Consider the following 26,032-nt stretch of genomic DNA (forward strand, 5'->3'; position numbering starts at 1 on the left):
AGGTCAGCGTCGGCGACACATCAGCGCTTGGAGTACTGAGGTGCCTTACGTGCCTTCTTGAGACCGTACTTCTTACGCTCGGTCGCACGCGGGTCACGCGTGAGGAAGCCTGCGCGCTTGAGCGCCGGGCGGTCCTCGGGGGTGACCTCGATCAGCGCACGCGCGATGGCGAGACGCAGAGCGCCGGCCTGGCCGGACGGTCCGCCGCCGTGGAGACTCGCGTGGATGTCGAACGACTCGCTGCGCTCGACGGTCACCAGCGGCGACTTCACGAGCTGCTGGTGCACCTTGTTCGGGAAGTAATCCTCGATGGTGCGGCCGTTGAGCACGAACTTGCCGGTGCCGGGCACGAGGCGGACGCGAGCGACAGCCTCCTTACGGCGACCGACGGTCTGGATCGGGCGATCGAACACGATCGGCTCGACGGGTGCCTCGGCGAAGTCCTCGGCAGCCTCCTCGACCACGTATTCGTCCGCGGCAACCTCGACGTTGTCGACGTCGACGTTGTCAGCGAACTCTTCGGGATTCACGCTCTGCTCCTCCGGCGCCGTCACTGGGCCACCTGCTTGATCTCGAACGGCACCGGCTGCTGCGCGGCATGGGGGTGGTTCGGGCCCGCGTACACCTTCAGCTTCTTGGCGATGGCGCGGCCGAGCTTGTTCTTCGGGAGCATGCCGGTGACGGCCTTCTCCACGAGACGGTCGGGGTTCTTCTCGAGAACCTCGCCCACGGAACGAGCGCGGAGACCACCCGGGTAACCGGAGTGGTTGTAGAGGAACTTGCCCTCGCGCTTGTTGCCGGAGATGGCGACCTTCTCGGCATTGATGATGATGACGAAGTCACCACCGTCGGCGTGCGGGGCAAAAGTGGGCTTGTGCTTGCCACGGAGCAGGCTTGCCGCCTGTACCGCAAGGCGACCGAGCACCACGTCAGTGGCGTCGATGACGAGCCACTGGTGGCTCAGGTCGCCGGCTTTCGGTGTGTACGTAGACACAGATCTTCCTCGTCTATCGTTTCGCTGCTGGCCCGCCCGCCGCACATAGTCGCCCTCGGCGGCCAGTTGAGACCCGAGAGACGACATTTGCCGCGCACATGGCTACGACAGCGTGCGACACGCCGATCGCACACAATACCCGTCCCGCGGTCGCCGGGTCAAAGAACGGATCCGGGAGCACTCCGGATCGCACCCCTCCAGATCACACGATGTCCCGGTGGCCTCTCCACCACCGGGACATCGCGCGGCGAGTCTCCCCGGTCACTCGCCTGGTGAATGGACCATCACCCGCCGTGCCGGGCCGCGTTCATCCTTTCGGTGATCTGCATCTGCTCATTGCCGCGACCCACAGTCCCGCTGATCTCTGCCAGCACCTGGTTCAGACCGAGTCGGGCCTGGGACCAGCGCCGCTGAGTGTCCGCGTATGCCTCGTTGGCCTTGCCTTCCCAGCTGTCGTCCAGCCGGGCCACCTGGGCCTCGATGCCGTCGAGGATGCTGTTCATCTGCTTCTGGACCCCGGCGACTCCAGCGTTGAGGGTGTCAACGCCTTCGAAGTTCTGGAAGATCTCGCCATTCGAGCCGAACGCCATTGCCTGCTCCTTGAGTGTTGTGTGATTGCCCGCAGTCGGGTCGGTCAGTAGTCGCCGCTGAGTGCACTGGCCGCGCCCTTCAGCTCCGTTACCTGAGTGGCCGCAGCCTCCTCGTAGGACCGGCCGCCGGTGCGGACGGCCTCGGCGATCTCGTCGAGCGCCTGGTTCAACTGGTTCGCATTGTGAGTCCAGCGCTCCATGATGCTCGCGAACTCCGTTGCCCCCTGGCTCTTCCACACCGACGACGTCTCCGACACTCGCGCGCCGAGCGTCCTCACCGCGCCCTCGAGTTCCTCGCGTGACTGCTGCAGCTGAGTCGACGCCACTTCCATTGCGACGACGTCAGCGTTGAGCTGCTGTCCACCACCGGTTCCGCCCTCACTCATCGTGCACCCCTCCATCATTGTGCGTCCCGGTTCACTCGGCCCCCGTTGGTCCGACCGTTTCGCCCCTACACCTGATTCGACGCAGCCCGCACCGGATCGGTTCCGCTCGATCCGAACTACATCGAAGTTTTTTTCACACCGGCTCCACTGTGTGGACGGCCTGCTCACATTCGCTTCTGATTCCGGTCCATTCTTCGGCGAGGAACTGACAACCGATCGAGACCTGCAAGCCCGGCATGACCACGACCGACCACCTCACCGTGGAGAACTCGTCGGGCACCTCTACGTACGAGATGACCGGGCGGTCACCGAAGCGCATGTCCGAGTCCAGCTCTCGGATGACTCCGCTGCGCGCCGTCGCGCGGGCAGCAAGGCTCCTCGCCACCGCATCCGAATCGATCCCGTCCGCGAGAGCGGAGTACACGACCACGATCCTCCGGTCGGGGCCCGAATCCGGTAGCAGCTCAGTTCTTCCCGGCTCCGGCCGGACGGGATCGCGTATGCGCCAATACGACGGGAGGTCGAGACGTACGGGACCGAGCTCGATCGTGGCGAAGTCGGGCGCCTCCTGATCGGACGACGCCGCGACGGGGGCATCGATGGACAGTTCCGGCCGGACGGTCGCCGCACTGTCGGCGACACCCCCGTCCGCGACGGCCCGGTGGAGGTTCGCATCACCCGACAGGAACACCATCGAGGCCACCACGACGATCACGATCATCGCTCCGGCGATCACCCACCCGAAGCTGGGTGCGCGTGACGGCTCGGGCATGGGCGCACGGATGTCCTGCAGCCACTGTGCCGTGGACGATCCGCCTTCGACGCCAGGCGCCGCCTCCCCCACTGCGGTCGGCGCAGGCATGCCTGTGATCGGCGCAAGCATTTCCGAGGCCGCGACCGGCACGACCCGAATTCCACGCCCGATCCGCTCGGCCAGCCTCCCGCACAGTTCGACGCCCGCAGGCTCACCCGGGATCCCCGTCACCAGCAACACATCCGGGTCGCTCCGCCCGGAGACCGATCCGATCAGAGCCTCGAGGCGTGTCACACCGTCGTCGGAATCCGCCGCGTCCGCCGCCAGGTCCGGATCTCTCGCCACACGGTCGATCACGGCCCGTCCTCCGCGACACGGTTCGAGCAAGGTCGCTGTGACCCCTTCCGCCGCGACTTCGAGAGTCACGCATCGCACATCCGCATCCATCTCGATCGCGTCGTATGCAGCGACCGCAATCGGCACCAACTCCGCATTGCGCGCAACATGCCGAGCTGCGGTGTACAGCACGTCGCGGCGCCGCGCGCTCCACTTCGTGGGATGCACCACCACGACAGTTCCGGTGTTCGGGGGCGCACCCACCGCAGCAGCGGCGTAACGCACCAGACCTGTCAGCAACTCGGCGGAGTCGTCTGCTCGGGCGGCAGCGAGGACCTCGGTCACCTCGAGCGACGCCGCGGCGTCTCCGAAGACCCATCCGTCGCCCAGTCTCGCTGCCACGGCAGGCACGTAGCGGATTCGCTCTGCCCGGCGCGCACACACGCTGGACGCTCCGACGTGCAGCCCGAGGACATCCGCGCTCACGACGGTTGCAGCCATGCCGTCTGGATGAGTTCGTTACCGTTGCGTCGCACGAGAATTCCCCGGCCCGGCGGCATCGGGCCGGGTCTTGCCGTGCCCACGAGCGCGCCTTCGTCGCGGTTTCCGCTCATGATCAGGCCCGGTGTGGACAGGTCACGTAGCCGAGCGATGACCGGTTCGTACAGCGCTCGGCCCGCTCCGCCCGCGCGTCGCGCGACGATCAGGTGCAGACCGATGTCCTTGGCCTGCGGCAGATACTCGAGCAACGGGGTCAGCGGGTTCTGCCCCGATGTGGCCACCAGGTCGTAGTCGTCGACGATGACGAACACTTCTGGGCCGGTCCACCACGACCGGTCGCGCAGTTGCTGTTGCGTGGTGTCGGCTCCCGGGAGCCGACGTTCGAAGACCCCCGCGAGTTCGGTCGTCATCGCAGACAGAACCGATGTACCCGGCGCGTAACCGCCGAGATGGTCGCCTTCGACGACCCCGAGCATGGTCCGTCGATAGTCCCCGATGATGATCCGTGCCTGCGCACCGGTGTTCGACTCCATGAGGCTCCGGCAGATTCCGCGGAGCAGCGCAGTCTTCCCACAGCCGGAGTCGCCGAACACCAGCAGGTGCGGGCTCTCGGCGAAGTCGAGGGTCACCGGTGCGAGCTCCGCTTCGTCGATCCCGATCGGCACGCGCAGTCGCTGCGCGACCGGTGCGCTGATCGGGACCGGCCATCCACCGGGAATCGCGGTGAGGACGGCCGCTCGGTCGATTTCCTCGGGAAGCATCCTGACTGCAGGCGCGTGACCACCCGTGGTTGCAGCACCGATGGCGGCGACTGCCGCTGCCACGCCGTCGGCGAGATCGTCGACACCGGAGCTGCCGTCCACCCGTGGCAGTGCTGCCAGCACGTGAAGTCCGTCGCGTTCGATTCCTCGTCCGGGCCTGCCCTCGGGCACCAGCGCTGCCCTCTTACGTCCGTATTCCGAATCGGCCGGGTCGCCGAGGCGGAGTTCGAGGCGGGTGCCGAGATGGTCGCGTAGCGCCGGGCGGACATCCCACCACCGTGGTGCGCTGATCACCACATGAATTCCGTAGGACAACCCGCGTGAGGCCAACACCCCGACGCTCTGTTCGAGTGGTTCGAAGTCCTCCCGGATACTGGTCCAGCCGTCGATCACGAGGAAGACGTCGCCGAACGGGTCGGCGGAGACATGCTGCACTCCGTCGGCGCGCAACCGTCGCAGTTGCGACATCGATTCGATGCCCCATTCGCCGAACTGCCGTTCCCTCCGATGCAGCAACCCCATGAGTTCAGCGACAGTGCGGCGGACCCTATCGGCGGCGAGACGATTCGCCACGGAGCCCACGTGTGGGAGACCTGCGAGCCCCGCAAGGGTGCCGCCACCGAAATCGAGGCAGTAGAACTGCACCTGTTCGGCCGTGTGGGTGGCGGCCATCGACATGATCAAGGTGCGCAGCAGCGTCGATTTGCCCGACTGCGGACCACCGACCACGATGGCGTTGCCCGCAGCTCCCGACAGATCGACGACCAGGGGGTCTCGACGCTGTTCGAAGGGCCGGTCGACGATCCCGATCGCCGTCCGCAAAGTGGACTGGCGCAGGAGATCTCCGGTCAGCAGCGAGTGCGACAGCAACATGTCGAGGCTCGCGGACTCGTCGAGCGGCGGCAACCACACCTCGTGTGCGGGAGTGCCGTGTCCGCGCACTCTGCTGACCACGACGTCGAGGACACTGCGGCCGACCTCGGAGGTGGTCGTGTCGATATCCGGGGCCTGGTCGGTGCTCGGCGGCACGGGCAGAGGGACACCACGATCGACCGGCACCTCTCGTGCGGTGAACACACGAGGGCCAGGAATCCCGGCAGCTGCCGTCCGGATCCGGCGCGCCGGGCGGCCGGGTTCGTACGGCCCCGACACGTAGGCCGCGTCGAAGCGTACGATCTCGGCCGAATCACATTTGAGGTAGCCGGCACCCGGTGTGGGCGGCAGGCTGTAGGCATCCGGAACACCGAGGACACTCCGGGATTCGTTCGCGGAGAAGGTCTTCAAACCGATCCGGTAGGACAGGTGACTGTCGAGGCCGCGCAGTTTCCCCTCGTCGAGGCGCTGGCTCGCCAACAGCAGATGCATGTGCAGCGACCGTCCGAGACGGCCGATCGCTGCGAAGAGATCTGCGAACTCGGGCTGCTGGGAGAGCAGCTCGGAGAACTCGTCGACGACGATGAACAGTGCGGGCAGCGGCGCCAGCGGAGCACCTGAGGCCCGCGCCTTCTCGTAGTCACCGACGTTGGCGAAGTTGCCGGACGCCCGCAGCAGCTCCTGCCGGCGCGTCATCTCCCCCTCGAGTGCGTCCTTCATCCGCTCGACCATCGCGAGCTCGTCGGCGAGATTGGTGATGACCGCAGCGACGTGGGGGCTCCGATCGAGCCCGAGGAAAGTCGCGCCCCCCTTGAAGTCGACGAGCACGAGATTGAGCGCATCGGGTGAGTGCGTCGCGACCAGGCCGAGCACGAGAGTCCGGAGGAACTCACTCTTTCCCGAGCCCGTGGCACCGATGCACAGTCCGTGAGGACCCATTCCGTTCTCTGCGGACTCCTTGAGGTCGATCTCGACCGGAGCGCCGTCCGCACCGACACCGATCGGCACTCGCAGCCGGTCGCGACCGGATCGTGGCGCCCATGCCTGCTGCGGATCGAATCGCGCGATGTCGCCGAGTCCGAGTAGGTCCTGCCATGTCTCGATGCTGTCGTCTGCGGCGCCGTCGTCCGTTGCAAGCTGGGTCGCGGCCCGATATGGGGCAAGTCGTCGCGCAAGTGCCTGCGACTGCGGGGCGCTGATCCCGTCGACCTCCGCAAACGTCTCCACCGAGCTTCCGGTCCTCGCCCCGAGCCGGCCGTTCTCCGCGACGAGCTGCAGCCCACGAAGCGCCGCGAGCCGCGGGGCGAATCCGGAGAGGTCGAGCAGGGTCACCGAGTCGAGCCCGTCGCCGAGCAGCCCGGACCCGGACCCGGAGACCCCACCGTCGATGACGATCAACAACTGCGGAACGCCCTCGACAGCGGGTGTTCCGCGGACGAACCGTCCGCGCGCGGACAGGTGTACGCCGAGGACCGTCTCGAGCTCGAGCACCGAACCGAACAGCATGCGTGCGCTCCCTGCACCGTCGCGCGCATCCGGATGCTGGGCATGGGGAAGCCACTTGACCCACTCCCACTCCGCAGCCGTGTCCGGTCCGCAGACCACCGCTACCTGGAGTACGTCGGGCGCGTGGAACGTGCACAGCTGCGCGAGCATCGATCGAGCCAATTGCTGCGCCGTCTCCCGATCGCCGCCGATCCCGACCGATGCGAAGCCGCGCAGCGATACCGCCGTCGGGAGTGCGGGTACCACCGAGTGTGCGCGGACGAAGCGGCGCAACGACACTGCGGCAACAGGTTCGAGGTCCTCGACCGGACCGGTCTCGGGAGCGATGAGCTTCGTGGCCAGGCGCTGCCCGCCACGGCCCACCCGAACGTGGCAGAAGTCGACGTCGGCCGTGCGGCGTTCCCACATCCGCACGGTCCCCACGAGGGTCCACAACAACGCCGGATCCGGGTGCGTCCACTCGAGGGCCCGCCGCTGCCCCGAACCGGTCTCTGCCACGTCGCGCCGCAGGGTGTCGAGGTAGCGCAGGTAGTCCTTGCGATCCTCGTTCGTCTCGGAGGTTTTCGCGCCCCCACCGCGACCGCCGTTGGCCAGCATGCCGATCATCGACACCATCATCATCAGCGGGAAGATCAGGGCCATCGGGCTGCGCGCCATACCGGAACTGAACATGAGCGCGACCATGCCGATCATCGCCGCAACCATCACCAATGGCAGCAGCTTCATCAGCAGATTGCCCGGTGTGGCTCTCGGAATATCGGGCGGCGCCTGCAGACTCACTTCACCACCGGGTGCACGCGGCGCATCCCGTCGTGTTTTGCGCGCGAACCGCACAGTGCTCAAATTCCCCAACCCCCGTACACACAGGCCGCCGACAACGACCTACCCCCCTCGGTGGTGGAAGAGTAGCGCACCATCGCGACAGTTACATCCGCGACGATGCCGTCAGCGGTTCCGCCGCGATGTCGTAAGGTCTGCGTCGTCGAAAGGTCCGCGCCGCCTTCGGTCGCCGGGCCGGCGCACGAACGACGGGGGAACAATTCGATGACGACTGTACCGACGAGCCCGAACGTACCCGGTGCGGTAGCAGCACCGGAATTGTGTCGTATCACGGTGCTCACCAAACACTCCGAGGTCGACCTGACTCTGCCACTGGGCGTTCCGGTTGCCTTGCTGCTCGCGGGAATCGTCGACCTCGTGGCCGCGCATCGACCCGACAACGAGTTCGACGTCACCCCGGAACGGGTCGAGCCGGAAGCCTGGACCCTCGCACGAATCGGACAGGGCCCGCTCGCGGGTGCACTCGGTCTCGACGAGCTCGGGATCCGCGACGGTGAGGTCCTCGTCCTCGAGCAGTCCTCGGCACCGTCGTCACCGCCGCTGTTCGACGACGTGATGTACAACGTGGCGGTTGCGGGCCGCGACCGGTTGCGCCGATGGTCCGATCGCACCGCGGCCATGGTCGGCGCGGCGGTCGCGTCGGCGTCGATCACGATCGGGTGCGGGTCGTTGCTCCTGCTGCCGTCTTCCGGCGGCGAGCGGGCGGTCGCGGGAATCGTCACCGCGGTGCTGGCACTGCTGCTCGTCGCGGCAGCCGCCGTCATCGCACGGGTCTACCTCGACCGGCCGATCGGGCTGCTGCTCGCGGTGTGCGCGGTCCCTGTCTCCTCGGTCACCGGAATGCTTCTGGTGCCCGGCGACTTCGGTGCACCACATCTGATGCTGGCGACCATCCTCACCGGAGCGGTCGGTGTGGTCGCGGTGAGTGTCACGACCGTCGGACTCGCAACGTTCACTGCGATCCCGACGATATCCGCGGTCGCGACGATCGCACTGGTCATCGGCACGGCCACCTCCGTACCGGTTCAGGCGCTCGGGGCCGGTGTCGTCGTGACCGCGCTACTGCTGGCGACCTTTGCCGCTCGTGCGGCCACGCTCCTCGCGCGTCTCCCCCTGCCTCCGGTTCCCGCACCCGGAACATCCCTGGACCCGGTGGTTCCCGATCCGGACGACGAGAACCCGCCGCCCACGTTCGAGGAGCTCGAGGCGAAGACTGCGCGTGCCCGAGCGCATCTGACCGGGTGGGTGTACGCGGTGGTCGTGCTCGCGACAGCAGGTGCGTGGTGCGCGGCGTGGCCGATGCCGGATGCGGGTATCTCATGGCCCGGGGCCGCGTTGGCCGTAGCGACGGGAATCGTCCTCATGTTCCGGGGACGCACATACATCGGGGCGGAGCAGGCGGCTCCGATGATCGTGGGTGGTGCAGTTCTCGTCCTGGGTCTGGTCGTCGCCGCCGCCCTCGCCGGAACCGTCGCTCCGCAGGCACTCTTCGGGGTCACCGTCGTATTGTTCGTCGGCGCCCTGATCTTCGGGGTCGTTGCGCCGCGGCGCACCTTCACACCTGTGCAGCGCCGGATCAGCGAACTCGCCGAGTACACCGTCATCGCCACGATCGTGCCGTTGGCATGCTGGGTTGCCGGTCTCTACTCCGCGGTCCGTGGACTGTGACGCACCTCCGCGGTCCGCGGACTGTGACGCACCGTCGACGGTCCGTCCCCGCTTCCTTCGTCACCACCCTGGTCGTCTCACTGTCCACAGTCGCCGCTGTGGGTACGGCGTCGGCGACTCCCCCTGTACCGGACAGCGGACTGCTGCCCGCCGGCGGTCTACCCGCGGCTCCGGAACCCACCGAGCAGCGATACCTGTGCACCCGGGCCCAGCCTGTCGCCGACGGCCCGCAACGCCCGCTCGCGCAACGCATCATGGACTTCGAACGAGTGTGGCCGCTGACCCGAGGTGCCGGACAGATCGTCGCGGTGATCGACACCGGGGTGAACCGGCATCCACGACTTCCCCGCATCACCCCCGGCGGCGACTACGTGTCGACGGACGACGGCACGGTCGACTGCGACGCGCACGGAACACTCGTCGCGGGCCTGATCGCTGCACAACCGGTCGAAGGTTCGGGGTTCGCCGGTGGTGCACCGGACGTCGAAGTGATCGCCATCCGTCAATCCAGCCGCAACTACTCCGACAGCTCCGTGGGGGATGAGGAGGCGGCCCAGAACTCCCCCGGTTACGGGGATGTGCGCACACTGGCGTCCGCGGTGCGCCATGCCGCGGATCTCGGAGCCACCGTCATCAATATCTCCGAGGTCGCGTGCATGCTCGCGAGCGACGGGATCGCCGACGGGCCGCTCGGGGCCGCCGTCCAGTACGCCACCGATGTCAAAGACGCGGTGGTGGTCGCGGCAGCCGGAAACACCGAAGTGTGCCGGGCATCGAATCCTCCGGCTGCGAATCCACTCGACCCTGATGCAGACCTGTGGGCTTCGATCACGACGATCGCCTCCCCCGCCTGGTACGACGACCATGTGCTCACTGTCGGCTCGGTCGAGGCCGACGGCACACCGTCCGACTACAGCGTTCCCGGGCCGTGGGTCGATGTCGCGGCCCCAGGGAGCGGCATCGTCTCCCTCGACCCGTTCTCCGACGGTCTCGTCGATGCATACGTGGGCGCCGAAGGGCCGGTGCCGATCGCCGGAACGAGTTTCTCGGTGCCACTCGTCTCTGCAACGGTCGCGCTGGTGAGAGCGCGCCACCCCCACCTCGACGCGCGCATGGTGATGGACCGCATCGAATCGACCGCACATGCCCCCGCCGACGGGTGGAACCCTCGGGTCGGGCACGGCGTCGTCGATCCGTTGGCCGCGGTCACCGCACCGCTGCCCGCCGAACGGGATGTCCCCGCGCCCCCGAAAGAGATCGCCGGACCCACGCCGGTGGATCCTCCCGACCCGACTCCGCGACACGTCGCGTGGGTCGCAGGCGCCTCGGTGTTCGGGATACTGGTCCTCGCGCTGCTTGCGGCCCTACCCTTTCGGGAGCGTGCCCGCCTCCGGGACCGCGCGGGCGGCGGTCATCCACCTGTTCGGAGCGGGGCGGGTCGAGGGTCCGGGGCGACGCCGTCGTGAGCGAGGAGCGCCTCGGCGCGCCCGAGTGAGGGGCCCGGGGCGAGCAGGTCGACGATCTGCCACGGCGCTCGCGCCGGCTCTCCTTCGAGACCGAGTGCCTCGGCCGCGTCCCCATCGGTGATGCCGTACCGGACGCCGGTGTCCGCGACGTAGAACAGGGCCCCTCGGCGTTCGCTGTCGGGGACGATCGACGTCGTCTGCACGAATGCGCCTCGTCCCGGCGGAATGTGGACGACATCCACGTTCGGGCCCGGCCCGTCGGCCTGTGCAGGCTCGACCGGTATCGCATCCTCGGCGATCGGCAGGACGCTGCCCGCCGACAGCACCAGCGCCGAGCGTCGTTGGGCGTCGGAGCCTTCTTCGGGGTTCCATGTCAGACATCCGACGGGTCGGTCCGCCGGATCGACGATCGTGGGTACCACTGCGGGGAAGGTGTCGACAGCGAGGTGGCGCACCGTCGGCGCGTCCTTGAGCGTGTCGGGCGGCACGATCGGAATCTCGGCAACGCCTTGGGAATCCGACGCATGGATGATCTGCGCGGTTGCGCTCGACACCTCCTGCACCCCGTCGCTCAAGACGACGTAGTAGCGCTGGCCGTCCGGTTCCGCGAGTCCGACGACGGATCCGACGCGGACATCACCGACCGGCACTCGTGGTCTGCTCCCGGCGTCCGGGATCACGGGCGCGGTGAGTTTCGGCAATTCGGGGAGTGCCGCGAGCAACCCCGCGCTCACGGGACGTGCCGATCCGACGTCGATTCCCAGGACGCGTGTCAGGGCGCGATCCTGCGGGTCGATCTCCGCCCGGCCACCGCCGTAGGCGAGATGGTACTCACCGTCGAAGGTCATCAGGAGCGCTTCGTCGTCGAGAGGTCGGCCGTCGCCGGTGTACTCGGGCGTGCCTGCCGTCACGGCGGTGGTGACGAACTGCCGTCCGCCGGGGTCGACCGAGTCGCACACCGTCCAGGACATCTCGTGATCGACATGCGCGAGCGACGACGGAGCGCCGGGGATGCCGACCAGCGGCCCCCTCGGCCGGTCCTCGAGTTCCTCATCGGCGACGACCGCGGGTTCGGCAGGCGCATCGAGCACCAATCGTGCGGACGCGAGATTCATCGCGGGATGGAAGGTTCCATCGATCGCGACGTAGAGCGCGCCGGAATCCCTGCCCACCACCAGCGGGGCACTGCCGATCTTGTCCTGTGGCCGGAACAGCGCCAGGGCAGCGCATCCGGCAAGCACCAGGCAGGCGACCACCATCCCCACCATGAGCGAACGCGACTGCGATCGCATCGGGTCGTGGATCATGCGGACGTCGCGACGAACGAGCGCATGCTCCATCCGTCTCATCAGAAATCTGTAACCGCTCACCTGCCATCGAGTGGTGGGCTGCGATGCCATATGTCCTCCCCCGTGCGGCACGCTCACTGCCGCAACACAGTACAGTTGCGCGTTGGGAAGCTCGGGCGGGCACCCACAGGCCTGCCCGATCGGTGTCGGGGGGAGTGCCGTGGATAGAACTGTGTCCGAGGTCGTGCGGGAAAGATCCGGCGTGTACGGACAAGCCCGGGTCGTGTCACGGCTCGTCGTGGCACAGTGCGCGGGTATCGCAGTCTGGATGGCGGTGGCCGCGACCGGCGCACCCGCATGGGTGGCACCGACCGCAGCAGCCGCGTCCGCTGCTCTGCTGCTCATCCGGTTCCGGGGTCGCGATGCGATTGCCGCGACGACGACGCTGCTGCGACACAGGTTTCCGCGCGTGCATGCCCCCGCCGAGGTCCGCGATGCGGCGCAGCCGACCGGCCGCCCGGTGGGTTTGCGGTGGGACGGCACATGCGCCACTGCGGTCGTCGAGGTACTCGCTCCCGCCGGAGTCACCACCCGGCTCGGGCGGGATCGCGCCGACTCGTCACAGACGCTGCCACTCGGCGCACTGTCCGACTGCCTGCGCCGACACGACGTGACGCTCGACGGAATCGATGTCATCGTCCACGGTCGCCGGGTGCTGGACGCGACCCCAGCCGGTCAGGTCTACGCGCAACTCATCGGACCGCTGCCCGCAGCTGCGATGCGCACGGTGTGGCTCGCACTGCGCCTCGACGCGTCGACGTGTCGAGACGCCGTGGACCGGCGCGGCGGTGGCACCGAAGGCGCGACCCGCACGATCATCGCGTCGGCGCGCAGGGTGGTCGGAACGCTGGTCGATTCCGGTTGCGCAGCAAGAATACTGACTGCTTCGGAGATCCACTCGGCCGCACGCCGGATCACTCACGGCGCAGATCCGCTGGCGGCGGAATGTTCCTGGAGCCACGTCCGCCTCCCCGTCGGGTACAGCACCGGGGGGGTGCTCGATCCGCGGCGACTCGACGCGAGCACCCTGACCCACATCTGGACCCACCCGTCGCTGTCGTCGACGGTGTCGGTGCGCATGCGAGCCGGTTCCTACGGTACGACCCGCGTCGGTGGTCTCGTCCGGTACGCGACACGCACGGCGGACGGTCCGGTGACATCCGGTGCTCGCACGGTCCACGGCCGCGAACGTGACGCGCTGCTCGCATCTCTGCCGTACGCGTGGAACGGCCTCGAAGACATCACCGAACTGCGCAGCGCGAGCCGCGACGACCTCGACGGGTTGGCGCTGCCCGTCGCGGGCTGCGGTCAGTTGATCGGGGCGGACGAGTCAGGACAGGCGGTCGCGGTGCGCCTGACCGGTCCGGGTGTGCGCTCTGTCCACGTGGCGGGCGAGTTGTATCTCGCACAGCAGATCGTGTTCCGTGCCGTGGCGATCGGTGCACGCGTGGTGATCCACACCGATCGCGCAGATGCCTGGCGGTCACTCCTGGACGGGGCGGCGTCCCCGGATCGACTCAGGATCGCCGGTGAGCATCCGGGCGACCGCGAGTTCGACACTGTCGTCTTCGATGGGGCCCGGCCGACGACGAGGCCTCACACCGGCGCCATCCACGTACATGCGCATCCCGACCAGTGGCCCCGCGAACGTCCCACCGTCGCCATCGAACAACCGAACGGAGCCGGTGACCGGGTGGTGCTCACCACGCGCGGACAGCGGATGAGGCTGACGCTCGTCACCATCGCGGCCGAGTCCGCGCACATCGGGCGACCACGTGTCGCGCAGGCGGTGCCGGTGCGCTGACCGGCATTTCAGCCCGGGTACGGCGCGAGGTCGCGTCCGGCACGAATAGTGGCCGCCCACCATGCGAGTTGGTCGAGCATGCGTTCGGCAGAATCGATGGCCGCGCCGTCGCTCGTGGTGCCGTCTGAAGCGAAGGCGTACTTGACGCGGTGGAAACTCACCGATTCTCGCACCGGCACCATGTGGACCTCGACGACGACCTGCCGGAGTTGCTCCACTGCGCGTAGGCCACCGGACAGACCGCCGTAGGACACGAATCCGACGGGCTTGGCGCGCCATTCGCGTTTGACGCTGTCGATCGCGGTCTTGAGCGCGGCGGGATATCCGTGGTTGTACTCGGAGGTGATCACGACGAATGCCTCGGCCGCGTCGATCCGCCGGGTGAAGACCTCGACCGCCGACCCTCCCGACAGTTCCTGAGGTAGCGGGACCTCGACGAGATCGATGATATCGACATCGAATTCTGTGGTGTCCGATCCTGTGGTGTCCGATCCTGCGGTGTCCGGCCCTGTCGTGCCGTCGTCGTCAGCGCCGTCCGACACCGTGCGTCGACGCACCGTCTCGGTGAACCAGTTCGCGACGACCGGCGCGACCCGTCCCTCCCGCACGCTCGCCACGATGATCCCGAGCCGGATCGGTTCCTGCCGTTTCTGGTCCATGTTTCCGATCGTAGGGTGGTCAGGGCGTCAAGCCGTGAGTGAGCAGGGCTGCGAGTTCGCGATAGGCCTGTGCGTCGCCGAGGCCGGTCTGCTGAGCCACCTGTCGCTGCTGGATACGCACCATGACGGCCGCGACGACATCGGCGACGAACGCTGCGTGCACGTCGCGCACTTCCCCGGCGGCGACGCCGTCGGAGATCAGCGCCCGGATTCGGTCGGCGGCGAGGCGTGTGTTGCGTTCGTACACCTCCCGCGCGACAGGTGTCGCGGCGATGTCCTCCATGAAGCGGGCCGATGCGGGTTCGAGTTGTCTTCCTACGGATTCGAGGTAGGTGCGGATCCGGATCTCGGCTCCCGTGGCGTCGGCGACCTCGGCTTCGACGCATTCGGTCGCGCCACGGAAGAAATGCACGGTGACCGCGTAGACGAGCCGGTCCTTGTTCTCGGCGAGGGCGTAGAGCGTCGATTTCGAACAGCGCAGCCTGGCTGCAATGTCGTCGAGCGTGAAGTGCGCGAATCCTTCTTTCAGGAAGAGCGCGACAAGTTGGTCGAACAGTTGTGCCTGCCGCGCGGTGCGTCGGACTCCCTCTCTTGCCATACTCGCAACAGTACTGCAGTATCAAAATCAGTACTGTTTTGGTTTCCATCTTCTTCGAGGAGTTCTGCCGTGCCCGTCGAGCGTCTACTGCCCACCCCCGAGGCCTACGACCTGATCGACCTCACGCGCGACGTCGCCGACAAAGTGCTCGCTCCCCGCGTCGTCGAACACGAACGCAACGAGACCTTCCCGGAAGGCGTGTTCCCCGCACTCGGCGCCGCAGGCCTGCTCAGCCTCCCCTACCCCGAGGAGTTCGGCGGAGGCGATCAGCCGTACGAGGTGTACCTGCAGGTTCTCGAGGAACTGGGTGCACGCTGGGCAGCCGTCGCCGTTGCCGTGAGTGTGCACGGACTGTCGTGCTTCGCCCTCGCAACACACGGCACCGACGAACAGAAGAACAAGTGGCTGCCCGACATGCTGGGCGGCGCGACCGTCGGCGCCTACAGCCTGTCCGAGCCTCAGGCCGGCTCAGACGCAGCAGCACTCACCTGCAGGGCACGGGCCGTCGACGATGGATACCGGATCACCGGCTCGAAGGCGTGGATCACCAACGGCGGCAAGGCCGACTTCTACACCCTGTTCGCGCGGACCGCAGACACCGGGAGCAAGGGCATCTCGTGCTTCCTCGTACCCGACGGCACCGAAGGCCTCAGCTTCGGCAAGCCCGAGGAGAAGATGGGCCTCCACGCGATCCCCACCACCTCGGCCCATTACGACGATGCGTTCGTACCCGCCGAACGCCGCATCGGCGCCGAAGGGCAGGGTCTGCCCATCGCGTTCAGCGCACTCGATTCCGGGCGTCTCGGCATCGCTGCGGTCGCAACCGGACTCGCACAGGCCGCGCTCGACGAAGCAACCTCGTACGCCAAGGAGCGCAAGGCCTTCGGCAAGGCCATCATCGATCATCAGGGCCTCGGTTTCGTCCTCGCCGACATGGCGGCCGCAGTCGACTCCGCGCGCGCCACCTACATCGATGCCGCGCGACGCAAGGATGCAGGCCTCCCCTATTCGCGCCAGGCCTCGGTCGCAAAGCTGGTCGCAACAGATGCCGCCATGAAGGTCACCACCGACGCCGTACAGGTACTCGGCGGATACGGCTACACCCGTGACTTCCCGGTCGAACGGTTGATGCGCGACGCGAAGATCACCCAGATATTCGAAGGGACGAACCAGATTCAGCGCCTCGTGATTGCGCGCTCGCTGGCCGGTTGAGCGTGGTCGCCGACTCGATCGCCCGATGGACACGCGCACTTGCCCGCTGAATCGAAGCTCCTCTCTGCAAATCCCGTGCGCTGCGGATGATTAGCTTCTCCGCATCCGGGTAAGCATCCGGTGGGCGGCCGAGGCCCTCACCCCCATCGGGGGCCGAGGTCGCCTCCCTTGCGCCCATTTCGGGCCAGGTCACACGACAAAGGAGGAAACCAGATGGTTCTCGGTTCACTCGGCGCCACCCTGTTCACGCTTCTGGCGGGCCTGGGCATCCTGCTCTGATAAGCCGATCTGCGGCGTGCCATCGTCTCCGAGGGGACGGTGGCACGCCGCAGATTCGCAGCTCTGATCCAGAACCTCAGTCGTCGATGGCGTCCGAGAGCAGGGGCCAGGATTCGTGTAGCGCGTCCTCCCAGTATCCCCACGTGTGAGTCCCCTCGGCTCGAGTCGAATAGGTCGCCTCGATTCGGAGTCCGTCCAACGCGGTGCGTAGTCGGTCCGTGCAGCCGCTCACCGCGGTCTCGATGACCCCGAGCAACGCGACATCGGGTATCACCGCAGGCCCATGCTCTTCCCATGCCGCAACCTCGTGCGAGCCGGGCAGGCCCCCGCTCGACGACACGAATATCGCCGTTCCACGCAATCGCTCCGCGTGACGGATCACGTCCTGTTCGCCCCAGTGCGGGTCCCCGACCGGACCCCACATGTTCTCGACATCACCGCCGCCCAACCCGACAACCAACTCGACGTAGCGGCTGCCCACGTCCGTCGAAGTCTCGGCGCAACCGCTGTACGACGCCACCGCGTCATACAGCTGCGGTGCATGTTCGGCGAGTGCGAGCGCGGACGTGGCAGACATCGAGACACCCGCAATCGCGTTGCGTCCGCTCGCGTCGAGCGCAGCATCGACGATCGGGGGTACTTCCTCCGTGAGGAACGTCGTCCACTTGTTGCGACCCAGTTCCGGATCGTCGGCGAGCCAATCGGTGTAGTAGCTGAATGCACCGCCGATCGGCGTGACGACATTGACATTCTTGTCACCGAAGAAATCGACGACATCGGTCTGTCTACGCCAGGTGGCGTCGTCGACACCACCACCTGCCCCGTTGAGCAGATACAGCACGGGGCGCGACTCGGTGGTGTCTGCGGGACGGATCACCCGAAGTTCGATCGTGCGATCCATCGCCCCGGAATGGACGAAGAGAGACCAATCGCGGTCGGAATGCCGGTCCACGCGTTCGAGTGAGGCGTCGCCGACTTCCGCTTCACCGGCAGCCGGGGCGGGCGGTTCGTCGGCGCGGCCGATACCCGGGGCCGGGCCACCCGTCGCCGTGACCACAGCTGCCGTGATCGCCGCGATGAGTACACACCGTCGTCCGGCCAAGATCATGTCCCCTCCGTCAACCGCAGCAGCCGCGTGCAATCGGCCCGCGCGTCTCCCGCGTCGCCGAATTGCGCGCGGCGAGATCCCCATCGGCAGGGTAGTCGACGCCGACGAGTGAGAGTCCATGCGCCGGAGCCACTGCGACCGACGCTGCCCGTTCGCGCTCGTCGAGAAGGGCAGTCATCCAGTCGACCGAGCGACGCCCCTCTCCCACTGCAAGCGCGGCACCGACGAGGCTGCGGACCATCGACCAGCAGAATGCGTCGGCACTCACATGGGCGGTGAGGATGTCGCCGGATCGGGTCCAGTCGTAGCGCTGCAGTTCGCGGACGGTCGTGGCGCCCTCGCGCCGCTTACAGAATGCGGCGAAATCGTGCAGCCCCAACAGGGAACGCGATGCGTGTTGCATTGCCTCGAGATCGACCTTTTTCGGCCAGGAGACGGTGTCGCGGGCACGCAGCGGGTCGGCTCCGTACACAGCTGCCGTCACCCGATACTCGTAGTGTCGGCGGATCGCGGAGAACCGCGCGTCGAAATGCTCCGGTGCCACCGAGATTCCGGTCACGCGGACATCGCGCGGAAGAAACCGTGCGAGTCGACGGATCCAGCGCGACGGATCGTCCGGCAGCGCCTCGGTCGGCACATCGACGTGCGCGACCTGACCCGACGCGTGCACTCCTGCATCGGTGCGACCTGCAACGGTGAGGAGCACGGGCTCCCGCACGATGGCAGACAGCTTCTCCTCGATCTCGCCGCACACCGTGCGCCGGCCGGGCTGGCGGGCCCAGCCGGAAAAATCGGTGCCGTCGTAGGAAATGTCGAGGCGGAGCCTGGTCCGCTCACCGGTAACTGTGTCCGAAGCGACGAGCCCGCCGTCCCTGTGCAGGGCGGCGGGCTCGTTCGATTCAGCAGATGCCGAAACCAAGTGGACTAGTCCTTCTTGGCCTCGTCCGCCTCGGGCGCGTCGGCGGCCGTGGCGGTGGTGTCTTCGATCGCCTCGACGACAGCATCGGCGTTGTCGACCTGAGCGTCGGTGGCATCGGCCTCGACGGCCTCCACCACGTTCTCCTCGGCAGCCGGTGCAGCCTTCGACGCCGAGACGCGACGAGCGCGGTCGGCCTCGGAGGACACGGTCTTCTCGCGCACGAGCTCGATGACCGCCATGGGCGCGTTGTCGCCCTTGCGCGGCATCGTCTTGATGATGCGAGTGTAGCCGCCGTTGCGGTCCTCGAAGGAGGGACCGATCTCCGCGAACAGGGCGTGCACGACGTCCTTGTTGCGGATGACCTTCAGCACCTCACGACGCGAAGCCAGCGTGCCGGCCTTTGCGTACGTGACGAGCTTCTCGGCGTACGGACGCAAGGCCTTGGCCTTGGCCTCCGTGGTGGTGATACGGCCGTGCTCGAAGAGCGCGGTGGCCAGGTTGGCGAAGATCGCCTTCTGGTGCGAGGCCGACCCGCCGAAGCGGGCGCCCTTCTTGGGCTTGGGCATGATTTTCTCCTAGTAACGGACCGTGAGCTGCTACAGCTGCTCGGTCTCGGCGTAGTCCTCGTTGCCGTCGGTGTCGCTGAAGCCGGCGTCGGTATCGCTCCAGGTGCCGGTGGCGGCGTCGTAGCCGGCCACACTGCTGGGATCGAAGGACGCGGGGCTGTCCTTCAGCGACAGACCGAGCGAGTGCAGCTTGACCTTGACCTCATCGATGGACTTCTGACCGAAGTTGCGGATGTCGAGCAGGTCGGACTCCGTGCGTGCCACCAGCTCACCGACGGTGTGAACACCTTCACGCTTGAGGCAGTTGTAGGACCGGACCGTCAGGTCCAGGTCCTCGATCGGAAGTCCGAAGGAGGCGATGTGGTCGGCCTCGGCAGGCGAGGGACCGATCTCGATGCCTTCTGCTTCGACGTTCAGCTCACGAGCCAAACCGAAGAGCTCGACCAGGGTCTTGCCCGCCGACGCGAGTGCATCGCGTGCGGCGATCGAGTTCTTGGTCTCCACATCGAGGATCAACCGATCGAAGTCGGTGCGCTGCTCGACGCGGGTGGCCTCCACCTTGTACGTCACCTTGAGCACCGGCGAGTAGATCGAGTCGACCGGGATACGGCCGATCTCGGCACCGGATGCCTTGTTCTGGACGGCGGGAACGTAACCGCGACCGCGCTCGACGACGAGCTCGATCTCCAGCTTGCCCTTGTCGTTCAGGGTGGCGATGTGCAGATCGGGGTTGTGGATCTCGACACCCGCCGGCGGAACGATGTCCGCTGCGGTAACGACACCCGGGCCCTGCTTGCGGACGTACATGGTGACCGGCTCGTCCTCTTCCGAGCTGACCACGAGCCCCTTGAGGTTCAGGATGATGTCGGTGACATCCTCCTTCACACCCGGAACCGTAGTGAACTCGTGGAGCACGCCGTCGATGCGAATGCTGGTGACGGCGGCACCGGGGATCGAGGAGAGCAGGGTGCGACGAAGCGAGTTGCCGAGCGTGTAGCCGAAGCCGGGCTCGAGCGGCTCGATGACGAACTTCGACCGGTCGTCAGCGATGACCTCTTCGGTCAGCGTGGGTCGCTGCGAGATGAGCATGAGTTGCCTCCTTGTGGGCGTCCGCTATTTGACGCCCTAGTGGTGGTGTGGTGCCCTCCCCGCCCAACAAGGCAAGGAGGACACCACGCACGAGGTGCTCTGGTGACAGAGCACGAAGCGCTCTTACTTCGAGTAGTACTCGACGATGAGCTGTTCCTGCAGCGGGATCTCGATCTGCGCGCGCTCGGGGAGTTGGTGGACCAGCACCCGCAGACGCGGACCGACGACCTGCAGCCACGGCGCGACAGGGCGATCGCCCTGGGATTCACGCGCGATCTGGAACGGCAGGGTGCTCAGCGACTTCTCGCGGACATCGATGATGTCGTACTGGGAGACGCGGTAGCTCGGGATGTCGACCTTCTTGCCGTTGACCACGAAGTGTCCGTGGGACACCAGCTGGCGGGCCTGGCGGCGGGTGCGCGCGAGGCCTGCACGGTAGACGACGTTGTCCAGACGCGACTCGAGGATGGTCAGCAGAACCTCACCGGTCTTACCCGGGCGGCTCGCTGCTTCCTCGTAGTAACGACGGAACTGCTTCTCCATGACGCCGTAGGAGAAGCGAGCCTTCTGCTTCTCCTGCAGCTGGAGCAGGTATTCGCTCTCCTTGATCCGCGCGCGGCCGTGCTGGCCGGGCGGGTAGGGGCGACGCTCGAAGGCCTGATCGCCTCCGACCAGGTCGACGCGGAGACGACGCGACTTACGTGTAACGGGACCGGTATAACGTGCCATGACTTAGAACCTTTCCTTTCCCGTTTTTAGACGCGACGGCGCTTGGGCGGGCGGCAGCCGTTGTGCGGCTGAGGGGTGACGTCGGAGATCGTTCCGACCTCGAGGCCGGCGGCCTGGAGTGAGCGGATCGCGGTCTCGCGGCCCGAACCCGGGCCCTTGACGAAGACGTCGACCTTCTTGACACCGTGCTCCTGCGCCTTGCGGGCAGCGTTCTCGGCGGCGAGCTGTGCGGCGAACGGGGTCGACTTGCGCGAACCCTTGAAGCCGACGTGTCCCGAGGAAGCCCAGGAGATCACGTTGCCCTGGGGATCCGTGATCGAGACGATGGTGTTGTTGAAGGTGCTCTTGATGTGAGCAGCGCCGTGCGGGACGTTCTTCTTGTCCCTGCGCCGTGCCTTCTGGGTCTTCTTCGGACCGGCGGTGCGTGACTTGGGAGGCATTACTTCTTCTTTCCTGCGACGGTGCGCTTCGGGCCCTTACGGGTACGAGCGTTGGTCTTGGTGCGCTGTCCACGCACGGGCAGACCACGACGGTGCCGCAGGCCCTGGTAGCAGCCGATCTCGATCTTGCGACGGATGTCCGCCTGAACCTCGCGGCGCAGGTCACCCTCAACCTTGTAACCGTCCTCGATGCACTCGCGGAGCTTGGCGAGGTCCTCGTCGGACAGATCCTTGCTGCGCAGGTCCGGGCTGACGCCGGTTGCCTCGAGGATTGCCTTCGAGCGAGTACGGCCGATGCCGTAGATGTATGTGAGTGCGATCTCCATCCGCTTCTCGCGGGGAAGATCAACACCTGAGAGACGTGCCATGTGGCATTCCTATTCGGTGTGTGGAGGTCTGCTCCCAGCCCGTCCCCTGCGTAAGAAACTGTGTGGTGACAAACACAGTGGGGCCCCGGCCTCCGAACCGAGGGTGAATCGCACAGCTCCCCGACGAATCGAGGATCGTAACCGTGCGACTGGTACTGGAAGGTCTTCTTGCTTGTTGCCAAGCAGATCTTCGCGAGGAAGGTCGATCTAGCCCTGACGCTGCTTGTGACGCAGGTTCTCGCAGATCACCATGACCCGACCGTTACGACGGATCACCTTGCACTTCTCGCAGATCTTCTTGACGCTAGGCTGAACCTTCACGTGCGTCCGATCTCCTGTATGTGCGCCCCCGGATACGACGCAAGCCCGTCCGGAGACATGTTTTTCCCCGACCGTTCGGCCGGGGAAGTCTGTTACTTGTAGCGGTAGACGATGCGTCCACGCGTGAGGTCGTAGGGCGAAAGCTCCACGACAACCCGGTCCTCGGGAAGGATGCGAATGTAGTGCTGCCGCATCTTGCCGCTGATGTGGGCCAGCACTTTGTGGCCGTTCTCCAGCTCGATGCGGAACATCGCATTGGGAAGCGGTTCGATAACCCGACCCTCGACCTCGATTGCGCCGTCCTTCTTAGCCATATCCTCCGCGATCCGTTGTTCGACGTGTGGTTGCACCGGCATCCGATACCGTGACGCTCGGCATCCCCGAATCCCGTTGCGAAGACCATGTCGACGCAGACCGACCGGAGCGCAGCGCGCACCATCGAACAATATTACGGGAACTTTCCCACCAGGCCAAATGGCAATGATGTAAGGAGGCACACGTGCGTGCGCTGGTTCAACGGGTCAGTAGCGCAGCCGTCACCGTCGACGGAGCGGAGGTCGCGCGAATCACGCCCCCGGACGGTGGTCACGGGCTGCTCGTGCTCGTCGGCGTCACCCACGACGACGACCCAGCGAAAGCCGCGACACTCGCCCGCAAGGTCTGGACGATGCGGATCCTCGAGGACGAGAAGTCGGCATCCGACCTGAACGCCCCACTGCTGGTCGTCAGCCAATTCACCTTGATGGCGGATACACGGAAGAGCCGACGCCCGTCGTGGTCGGCGGCGGCGCCCAGGCCGGTGGCCGAACCCTTGATCGACGAGTTCGCGTCAGCATTGCGAACACTCGGTGCGCATGTCGAATCGGGAGTGTTCGGTGCCCACATGGAGGTGAGCCTCGTCAACGACGGACCGGTGACCCTACTCGTCGAGGTATGACCGACTCCCCCTCATTGAGCGAATGTATCGTTCGTCTCGTTCAATAGAACGAACGATACATTCGCTCGACGGGGAGCGGAGCGACTACTCGGGACGGAGTGTGAGGATCCGCGGACCGTCCTCGGTGACCGCCACGGTGTGCTCCCAGTGCGCGGCGCGACTGCCGTCGGTGGTCACGACCGTCCACTCGTCCTCGAGAACCACCGTCTCGTAGGTGCCGAGGGTGAGCATCGGCTCGATCGCCAGCACCGAACCCACGACGAGTTGCGGGCCCTTGCCCGGCTTGCCCTCGTTGGGTAGGAACGGATCCATGTGCATCTCACGGCCGATGGCGTGTCCCCCGTAGCCGTCGACGATGCCGTAGGGGCGTCCGTGCAGACGCTCCGCTGCGTGCGTGCCTTCTTCGATTGCGTGGGACACATCGGTGAGACGGTTGCCCGCAATCATCGCGGCGATACCCGCCTCCATCGACAGGCGCGTGGCGTCGCTGAGATCAGAGTCGGCAGCGGACAGCTCGCCCACCCCGAAGCTCCAGGCCGAATCGCCATGCCACCCGTCGAGGATCGCTCCACAGTCGATCGACACCAGATCGCCTTCGACGAGGATGTCGTCGGCCGACGGAATACCGTGCACGACCCGGTCGTTGACCGACGAGCAGATCGACCCGGTGAAGCCGTGATATCCCAGGAACGACGGAACGGCGCCCGCATCACGGATCACCGACTCCGCAACCCGGTCGAGTTCCAGGGTGCTCACGCCCGGCTTTGCTGCATCCCGCACCGCGACGAGCGCGGCCCCCACGATGGCGCCCGCGGCTGCCATCGCATCGAGTTCGCCGGAAGTGCGGAACGGAACCACCTTGCGCTTACGCCCGAAACCCATACCGAATTCCTGTATCTCTGGTCTTGCCGTCTACTTGCCGAGTGCTGCGAGTGCGCGTGCGTTGATCTCCTCGACTTCGCCGACGGCGTCGACGGTGATCAAGACATCTGCGTAGTGGTCGAGCAGCGGCGCGGTCTCCTCACGGTAGACCCGGAGGCGGTTGCGGATCACATCCTCGGTGTCGTCCGCGCGGCCGCGAGCGAGCATGCGCTCGACGACGATGTCCTCGTCGATGACGAACGACAGCACACCGTCGAGAGCGGTGTCGAGGTTCTTCAGGATCTTGGCAAGCTCCTCGGCCTGCTCGACGCTGCGGGGGAACCCGTCGAGAAGGAATCCGTTCGCTGCATCAGGCTCCGCGAGGCGCTCGCGCACCATGTTGTTGGTGATCTCCGCGGGGACGAGGTCTCCAGCGTCGATGTACTTCTTGGCCTCCAGGCCGAGCGCAGTGCCCTGGCCGATGTTGGCGCGGAAGAGATCGCCGGTCGAGATGGCGGGAACGCCGAGTTTCTCCGACAGGATTGCGGCCTGTGTGCCTTTGCCGGCACCGGGAGGACCGAGGAGTACAAGTCTCACTTGAGGAACCCTTCGTAGTTACGCTGCATCAATTGACTTTCGATCTGCTTGACAGTGTCCAGCGCGACACTGACGAGAATGAGCACCGCTGCGCCGCCGAAGATGCTGCTGGCGGTCTGGCCGCCCGACAGGAAGAAGTTCGGAAGCACTGCGATGAGACCGAGGTAGATCGAGCCCGGAACCGTAATGCGGTTGAGCACGTAGCTGAGATATTCAGCGGTGGGCCGCCCCGGGCGGATACCCGGGATGAAGCCGCCGTACTTCTTCATCTCGTCGGCGCGTTCCTCGGGATTGAACGTGATGGCGACGTAGAAGAACACGAAGAACACGATCAATCCGAAGTACAGCGCGATGTAGACCGGGTTGTTCGGGTTGACCAGATACTCGTTGATGATGCGCTGCCACCAGCTCGGCTCGGGATTGGTGGTAGCACCGGTGAGCTGAGCGATCAGGTTGGGCAGATACAGCAGCGACGACGCGAAGATCACCGGGATGATGCCCGCCTGGTTGACCTTCAGCGGCAGGTACGTCGACGAGCCGCCGTACATGCGGCGACCCACCATCCGCTTGGCGTACTGCACCGGGATACGACGCTGCCCCTGCTCGACGAAGACGACACCGACGATCAGAGCCAGTGCGACGGCAAGCACGATCGTGAAGACGAGACCACCGCGGGATTCGAGGATCGTCCGACCCTCGCTCGGCAGCGCAGATGCGATACCGGCGAAGATGAGGATCGACATGCCGTTGCCGACGCCGCGTTCGGTGATCAGTTCGCCGAACCACATCACGACTGCGGCACCCGCGGTCATGACGAGGACGATGACGACCATGCCGAAGACGCTGTCGTCGGCCAGGATAGGTTCGGAACAGCCCTGCAGCAGCTGGCCTCGGGCGGCGAGCGCCACGATGCCGGTCGACTGCAGAACGGCGAGCGCCACGGCCAGATATCGCGTGTACTGCGTCATCTTGGCCTGCCCCGCTTGGCCCTCCTTGCGGAGTTCCTCGAATCTGGGGATCACGACGGTGAGCAGCTGCACGATGATGCTCGCGGTGATGAACGGCATGATGCCGATCGCGAACACCGACAGCTGGAGGAGGGCACCACCCGAGAACAGATTGATCAGGGAGTAGATGCCGGCCTGTTCGCTGCCGGCGAGCTGGTCGACACACGCCTGGACGTTTCCGTAGTCGACGCCCGGGGACGGCACCGAGGCGCCGAGACGGTACAGAGCCACCAGCCCGAGGGCGATGAGGATCTTCCGCCTCAGGTCCGGTGTCCTGAGGGCCGAGACGAAGGCGGAAAGCAAGAATCCTCCTGGCAGGCCGGTCGGGAGCGACAGGCCGGATAGGCCCGTCGGACAGTAGACAACTCTAGAACTCTAACAGTGCACACCCTCGCGGCCACCGGCCAGGATCGCCGACGGGACGACGCGAGGGTGCAACGAGGCTGCGAGTACGTCACAAGCGTACGGCAGCACAGAGATACGCGAACGGCCGCGGTGCAGTCGATGACTGCAC

General features: G+C 66.4%; 26 protein-coding genes. 5 read left to right on the forward strand and 21 right to left on the reverse strand.

Features of this window, described 5'->3' with window-relative positions; genetic code table 11:
• Window positions 1–20: 20 nt before the first annotated feature.
• From rpsI to eccCa, 6 genes are all read right to left on the reverse strand, one after another.
• Entirely contained in the window at window positions 21–554 is a 534-nt protein-coding gene (rpsI, locus tag ACFWB0_RS18890; RefSeq protein WP_378491994.1) for a 30S ribosomal protein S9, read from the reverse strand.
• Window positions 551–994, reverse strand: coding sequence for a 50S ribosomal protein L13 (gene rplM / locus ACFWB0_RS18895; protein ID WP_378491995.1), 444 nt, complete (start codon window positions 992–994; stop codon window positions 551–553). Before rplM ends, rpsI begins: the two co-directional genes overlap by 4 nt.
• Window positions 995–1,278: 284 nt before the next feature.
• Complete coding sequence (locus tag ACFWB0_RS18900; protein WP_378491996.1) at window positions 1,279–1,584, reverse strand: WXG100 family type VII secretion target; 306 nt, start codon at window positions 1,582–1,584, stop codon at window positions 1,279–1,281.
• Window positions 1,585–1,628: 44 nt separating this feature from the next.
• Window positions 1,629–1,970: a WXG100 family type VII secretion target gene (locus ACFWB0_RS18905; protein WP_378491997.1), complete on the reverse strand. Its 342-nt coding sequence runs from the start codon at window positions 1,968–1,970 to the stop codon at window positions 1,629–1,631.
• Window positions 1,971–2,103: 133 nt separating this feature from the next.
• Window positions 2,104–3,561, reverse strand: a complete 1,458-nt coding sequence (locus ACFWB0_RS18910) for a type VII secretion-associated protein (protein WP_378491998.1) — start codon at window positions 3,559–3,561, stop codon at window positions 2,104–2,106.
• Window positions 3,543–7,544: a type VII secretion protein EccCa gene (eccCa, locus tag ACFWB0_RS18915; protein ID WP_378491999.1), complete on the reverse strand. Its 4,002-nt coding sequence runs from the start codon at window positions 7,542–7,544 to the stop codon at window positions 3,543–3,545. Before eccCa ends, ACFWB0_RS18910 begins: the two co-directional genes overlap by 19 nt.
• 201 nt (window positions 7,545–7,745) lie before the next feature.
• Between eccCa and eccD the strand changes: the two genes are divergently transcribed.
• Window positions 7,746–9,209 (forward strand): type VII secretion integral membrane protein EccD, encoded by a 1,464-nt coding sequence (eccD, locus tag ACFWB0_RS18920; RefSeq protein WP_378492000.1) that lies wholly within the window; start codon window positions 7,746–7,748, stop codon window positions 9,207–9,209.
• A gap of 98 nt (window positions 9,210–9,307) precedes the next feature.
• Entirely contained in the window at window positions 9,308–10,675 is a 1,368-nt protein-coding gene (gene mycP, locus ACFWB0_RS18925; protein ID WP_378492001.1) for a type VII secretion-associated serine protease mycosin, read from the forward strand.
• Here the strand turns inward: mycP and eccB are convergent.
• Window positions 10,621–12,075, reverse strand: coding sequence for a type VII secretion protein EccB (gene eccB, locus ACFWB0_RS18930; RefSeq protein WP_378492002.1), 1,455 nt, complete (start codon window positions 12,073–12,075; stop codon window positions 10,621–10,623). The two genes, mycP and eccB, sit on opposite strands and share 55 nt — an antisense overlap.
• A gap of 109 nt (window positions 12,076–12,184) precedes the next feature.
• On the opposite strand from eccB, the gene eccE reads away from it, so the two are divergent.
• Window positions 12,185–13,828 carry a type VII secretion protein EccE gene (eccE, locus tag ACFWB0_RS18935; protein WP_378492003.1) on the forward strand — a complete coding sequence of 548 codons (1,644 nt, stop codon included), beginning with the start codon at window positions 12,185–12,187 and terminating at the stop codon, window positions 13,826–13,828.
• Between the two features lie 8 nt (window positions 13,829–13,836).
• On the opposite strand, the gene ACFWB0_RS18940 is transcribed toward eccE, so the two are convergent.
• Both ACFWB0_RS18940 and ACFWB0_RS18945 read right to left on the reverse strand, forming a co-directional pair.
• Entirely contained in the window at window positions 13,837–14,487 is a 651-nt protein-coding gene (locus ACFWB0_RS18940) for an NADPH-dependent FMN reductase (RefSeq protein WP_378492004.1), read from the reverse strand.
• Window positions 14,488–14,506: 19 nt separating this feature from the next.
• Window positions 14,507–15,085 carry a TetR/AcrR family transcriptional regulator gene (locus ACFWB0_RS18945; protein ID WP_378492005.1) on the reverse strand — a complete coding sequence of 193 codons (579 nt, stop codon included), beginning with the start codon at window positions 15,083–15,085 and terminating at the stop codon, window positions 14,507–14,509.
• A gap of 69 nt (window positions 15,086–15,154) precedes the next feature.
• Between ACFWB0_RS18945 and ACFWB0_RS18950 the strand changes: the two genes are divergently transcribed.
• On the forward strand, window positions 15,155–16,297 hold the full coding sequence (locus tag ACFWB0_RS18950) for an acyl-CoA dehydrogenase family protein (RefSeq protein ID WP_378492006.1): 1,143 nt from the start codon (window positions 15,155–15,157) through the stop codon (window positions 16,295–16,297).
• 355 nt (window positions 16,298–16,652) lie between these two features.
• On the opposite strand, the gene ACFWB0_RS18955 is transcribed toward ACFWB0_RS18950, so the two are convergent.
• The 9 genes from ACFWB0_RS18955 to infA all read right to left on the reverse strand — a co-directional run bounded on the left by ACFWB0_RS18955 (window position 16,653) and on the right by infA (window position 22,430).
• On the reverse strand, window positions 16,653–17,684 hold the full coding sequence (locus ACFWB0_RS18955; protein WP_378492007.1) for an alpha/beta hydrolase: 1,032 nt from the start codon (window positions 17,682–17,684) through the stop codon (window positions 16,653–16,655).
• A gap of 10 nt (window positions 17,685–17,694) precedes the next feature.
• A complete protein-coding gene (truA, locus tag ACFWB0_RS18960) occupies window positions 17,695–18,603 on the reverse strand; it encodes a tRNA pseudouridine(38-40) synthase TruA (protein WP_378492008.1) in 909 nt (302 codons plus the stop codon).
• Between the two features lie 5 nt (window positions 18,604–18,608).
• Window positions 18,609–19,169 (reverse strand): 50S ribosomal protein L17, encoded by a 561-nt coding sequence (rplQ, locus tag ACFWB0_RS18965; protein ID WP_378492009.1) that lies wholly within the window; start codon window positions 19,167–19,169, stop codon window positions 18,609–18,611.
• A 30-nt stretch (window positions 19,170–19,199) separates the two neighbouring features.
• Window positions 19,200–20,258, reverse strand: coding sequence for a DNA-directed RNA polymerase subunit alpha (locus ACFWB0_RS18970; RefSeq protein ID WP_378492010.1), 1,059 nt, complete (start codon window positions 20,256–20,258; stop codon window positions 19,200–19,202).
• A gap of 123 nt (window positions 20,259–20,381) precedes the next feature.
• Window positions 20,382–20,987 (reverse strand): 30S ribosomal protein S4, encoded by a 606-nt coding sequence (gene rpsD, locus ACFWB0_RS18975; protein ID WP_378492011.1) that lies wholly within the window; start codon window positions 20,985–20,987, stop codon window positions 20,382–20,384.
• 26 nt (window positions 20,988–21,013) lie between these two features.
• A complete protein-coding gene (rpsK, locus tag ACFWB0_RS18980; RefSeq protein ID WP_132471062.1) occupies window positions 21,014–21,427 on the reverse strand; it encodes a 30S ribosomal protein S11 in 414 nt (137 codons plus the stop codon).
• Window positions 21,427–21,795 carry a 30S ribosomal protein S13 gene (gene rpsM / locus ACFWB0_RS18985; RefSeq protein ID WP_378492012.1) on the reverse strand — a complete coding sequence of 123 codons (369 nt, stop codon included), beginning with the start codon at window positions 21,793–21,795 and terminating at the stop codon, window positions 21,427–21,429. The genes rpsK and rpsM overlap by 1 nt, the downstream gene beginning before the upstream one ends.
• A 207-nt stretch (window positions 21,796–22,002) precedes the next feature.
• On the reverse strand, window positions 22,003–22,116 hold the full coding sequence (rpmJ, locus tag ACFWB0_RS18990) for a 50S ribosomal protein L36 (protein ID WP_003938068.1): 114 nt from the start codon (window positions 22,114–22,116) through the stop codon (window positions 22,003–22,005).
• Window positions 22,117–22,208: 92 nt separating this feature from the next.
• Window positions 22,209–22,430: a translation initiation factor IF-1 gene (gene infA, locus ACFWB0_RS18995; protein ID WP_006554587.1), complete on the reverse strand. Its 222-nt coding sequence runs from the start codon at window positions 22,428–22,430 to the stop codon at window positions 22,209–22,211.
• A 185-nt stretch (window positions 22,431–22,615) separates the two neighbouring features.
• Here infA and dtd point away from each other — a divergent pair, with 185 nt between their 5' ends.
• Entirely contained in the window at window positions 22,616–23,053 is a 438-nt protein-coding gene (gene dtd, locus ACFWB0_RS19000; RefSeq protein ID WP_378492013.1) for a D-aminoacyl-tRNA deacylase, read from the forward strand.
• Window positions 23,054–23,137: 84 nt separating this feature from the next.
• Here dtd and map read toward each other — a convergent pair whose 3' ends face one another.
• The 3 genes from map to secY are packed head-to-tail and all read right to left on the reverse strand — an operon-like array spanning window position 23,138 to window position 25,821.
• The gene (map, locus tag ACFWB0_RS19005; protein ID WP_378492014.1) at window positions 23,138–23,935 is read right to left on the reverse strand and encodes a type I methionyl aminopeptidase; all 798 of its coding nucleotides are present in this window, start codon (window positions 23,933–23,935) and stop codon (window positions 23,138–23,140) included.
• A 30-nt stretch (window positions 23,936–23,965) separates the two neighbouring features.
• The gene (locus ACFWB0_RS19010) at window positions 23,966–24,511 is read right to left on the reverse strand and encodes an adenylate kinase (protein ID WP_378492015.1); all 546 of its coding nucleotides are present in this window, start codon (window positions 24,509–24,511) and stop codon (window positions 23,966–23,968) included.
• Window positions 24,508–25,821 (reverse strand): preprotein translocase subunit SecY, encoded by a 1,314-nt coding sequence (gene secY / locus ACFWB0_RS19015; protein ID WP_378492016.1) that lies wholly within the window; start codon window positions 25,819–25,821, stop codon window positions 24,508–24,510. The genes ACFWB0_RS19010 and secY overlap by 4 nt, the downstream gene beginning before the upstream one ends.
• Window positions 25,822–26,032 lie beyond the last annotated feature (211 nt).

The sequence above is a fragment of the Rhodococcus sp. NPDC060086 genome, from assembly GCF_042730275.1.
GTDB lineage: Bacteria > Actinomycetota > Actinomycetes > Mycobacteriales > Mycobacteriaceae > Rhodococcus.